The sequence below is a fragment of the uncultured Algibacter sp. genome, assembly GCF_905480415.1.
Classification (GTDB): Bacteria; Bacteroidota; Bacteroidia; order Flavobacteriales; family Flavobacteriaceae; genus Algibacter_B.
The window spans coordinates 1-3,616 of sequence record NZ_CAJQQI010000147.1 but is presented as its reverse complement, the minus strand read 5'-3'; the positions used below and the strand labels follow the sequence as shown (position 1 = coordinate 3,616).

Annotated in this window: 2 protein-coding genes; both read right to left on the bottom strand. The window is 33.0% G+C overall.

What is annotated here, in order from left to right; translation table 11 throughout:
* Positions 1-465 (bottom strand): RagB/SusD family nutrient uptake outer membrane protein (locus tag QZ260_RS10095; protein WP_295985738.1); only part of this gene is annotated, 465 nt, incomplete at its 3' end.
* A gap of 36 nt (positions 466-501) precedes the next feature.
* Positions 502-3,616, bottom strand: a 3,115-nt coding sequence (locus QZ260_RS10090) for a TonB-dependent receptor (RefSeq protein ID WP_295985736.1), incomplete at its 5' end; no start/stop codon positions are given.

Below are 3,616 nucleotides of genomic sequence, written 5' to 3'. Positions count from 1 at the left end.
AAAAAGTCGAGTTAAATCAAAATATGCCCAAGCGCGCGCAAAGTATGCTTGTCCTGCTATATCGCTAAAAAGTAATTCATCATTTGTTATTGGGTTTTCAACTACTGTAATATTTTCAATAGCTGCATTTGTTTGCGCAATTGCACTATACAAACCTCTCCAAAACGCTTCAGAAGCTTGATCTTGAATTGGGTTCAAGGCCATTAAACTACTATTGTGAGGATTGTTAACACTATTCCCTTGTCTATGTGTTATAAAGAGTCCTGAAAAACCGTTTATAACCCAATAACGTCTCTCCATTGAATCATACGTTGTTAGCTTTTGATAAATCCCATCTAAAGCAGCGGTTGCACTATCTGGATTATCATAAAGTGTGGTATCTAGAAATATTGGGTCTTCATCTAAGTTACATGAACTAGACAAAAAACCAAAAATCAATACTAAAATAAATTTTAAATTTTTCATGTGTTTCTATTTTTTGTTTTTATAATTCAATTGTACTTAGAAATTAATGTTTAACCCTAATAAAATAGTTTTAGCATTTGGTGCGCCGTTCCAATCTACTCCATTTATAAGACCATTATGTAAGAAGCTTGAAACTTCTGGATTATAACCACTATAATCTGTCCAAGTAAATAAATTTTGTCCAGCGATATATACATTAAAACGTTCCATTAATGAACTGTTTTCTACAGGAATATCGTAACCAATAGTAACGTTATTTAATCTTAAATAACTACCATCTTCAATAATGCGGTCAGAAATTCCGATTGCTTGATTAGATATCACATCATAACCTAATCTAGGATGTAGGTTTGATTGAGCATCTGGTCTCCATGCATTGTTATACGCATTAGGGCTAATATTAGTACCTAATCCCTCAGCATTATTAAGTTTAATTAAATTTCCGTTCGCGATATCATTTCCATAAGCTCCATTAAAAAGAAAGTTTGCAGTAAAACCTTTCAATTTAAAGTTTACATTAAAACCATAAACAAAATCAGGATTTGGATTTCCTATAAAAGTTCTATCTAAAATATCAATAACTCCATCTTCATTTTGATCTACGAATCTTACATCTCCTGGCACAGCACCAGCAACAAGGTCTGTATCTTCTGTTTGATAGATTCCATTAGTTTCAAAACCATAAAAAAGACTGGTTTCTTCCCCTTCAACAAACACATTAGCAGGTGATCTAAAATACTGGCCTGTGCTTATTTGATTACCGAGATAAAAAGACCGTTGTTGAGCAATTCCATCTATATAAAAATCCTCTAGAGGAATACCTAGAGTTTCTATCTTCGTTTTATTAAATGCAATATTTCCACCAATATTTATTTCAAAATCATCCGTTGAAACAGCAGCAATATTTAATGCTACTTCCAAACCTTTGTTAGAAATTGTTCCTCTATTGATAAGAATACTTCTAAATCCTGAAGATGTTGGAATTGGGCTCCTTTGTAATAAATCTTTGGTTGTTTTGTCATATAAATCAATACTTCCCGAAATTCTATCGTTTTTAGTTGTAAAATCTAATCCAAAATTTAATTGCTCCGTAGTTTCCCATGTTAAGTTCGGATTTGCAACGTTGTTAAGTGATAAAGGTACACTGGTTCCATTTCCAGGAGTACCGTATAACTGTCCGTTTATACCATAATCAGACAAAGTACCATAAGCCCCAATACCATGGTTCCCAATTTCACCCCAACCAGCTCTTAGTTTTAAATCTTCAAAAATATTTAAATTTTTAATAAACTTCTCATTATCAAGTCTCCATGCTAATGCAAATGACGGAAAGAAACCAAATCTGTTTTCTTTTGAGAATTTAGAAACACCATCTCTACGAAAAGATGCTGTAAGTATGTACTTGTTATTGAAAGTGTAGTTTAAACGACCCAATAAAGAAAATATTTGTTGATCAGATTTTAAATATCGTAATGGCTGCGAAATTACCGAAGCCAAAAAAGGTTGCTGTGTAGTAAGCTCAGTTGTAACAAAATCTTCTACTGCATAAATACTATTCTCTACATTTCTTACATCATAAGTTACACCTGCGGTAGCATTTATTCTATGTTTTCTGTTAAATGTTCTATTAAACCTTAAAAAGTTATTTATTTGATATGATGTGACGTTTAAGGTTGATATTTGCAATGCACCATTGGCATTAGCACCTTGAAATGTTGTTAACCCATAAAAACGTCTTCTATCTTTAGTTCTAACATTACCACCTGCTTTTAGTTGGTAGCTTAAACCTTTAACAGGAAGTTTATAGGTAAGCCCTATAGAAGCGATGTACCGCTTTGCTTTAGATACATCTTCAAAGTCGTTTACCCAAGAATACGGGTTTGAAGCCTCTAAATCTTCTCCAAAATCTTCAATTTCTTCAGTAATAACGGGTCTAAATAAAATAGCGTTTCTAACAAAACTTTGGTTGGCACCAGTTAAATCTCCACCTTCGGTAAAGTTTATATCGTTAAAAGAAGCACTAAACCTAGCTTGTAATTTTAATTTATTTGTAAGGTCTTGATTTAAATTAATTCTGATATCACTGCTTTTAAGGCCTGAATTACTTACAATACCTTCTTGTTCATCAAAACCTAAAGAGACATAATAATTTCCGTTATCACTACCACCAGAAGCTGAAAAACCTACTTTTGTACTAAATCCTTGTCGGTATAATTCATCTTGCCAATTTAAAATTTGAGCGGGTCTATTTGATACATTTGGATTACCTGCTGTATCATAAGTAATTCCAAATATTTGAGAACCATCTATTTGGAATCGAGGATTAAGACCATTAAGTAACGCCATTTCATTTTGATAATTAGCATAGCCAATACCGTCCAAAACATCATATTTTTTATCAATAGTTCTTATAGACGTTGTTATAAAGGATTTGATTTTTACTTTCCCTTTAACACCTTTTTTAGTGGTTATTAATACGACTCCGTTAGCTCCTCTAGAACCATAAATAGCCGTTGCGGATGCATCTTTTAAAACTTGAATGCTTTCAATATCACGCGGATTTATACCATTTAACCCATTTTGAGTTTCTTGCCCTGAATTACCCACACCACCGGCAGCAATTACATCTTCTCCGGCTGATGATATAATAACACCATCAATGACATAAAGAGGTTCATTATTTCCACGTAAGCTATTGGTTCCTCTAATTTTTACACTAATACCGGACCCAGGAGCACCTGCATTTTGAGTTACTTGAACACCAGCTGCTCTTCCTTGTAATAGTTGATCTATGGTACCTGATTGATTTGCAACATTGTCTTTAACCTTCACAGATGTTAATGCTCCCGTAACATCTTTTTTAAGTACGGTTCCATAACCTACCACTACAACTTCATCTAATTGTGTTTGGTCTGGAATCATTATTAAATTAACATTTGAAGTGTTAGAAACGTTTACCTCTTGGGTTGTATATCCTAAATAAGAAAATACTAAAATTTTTGAACTAGTTGAAGGAATTGTAATACTAAAATTCCCATCAAAATCTGTAGCCACTCCTAAGTTTTTTGAATTTTTAACTAAAATGGTAACTCCAGGTAAAGGTAATCCCCCGTCATCAGTTACTGATCCTGTAATAGTTTTTGACTGAGAA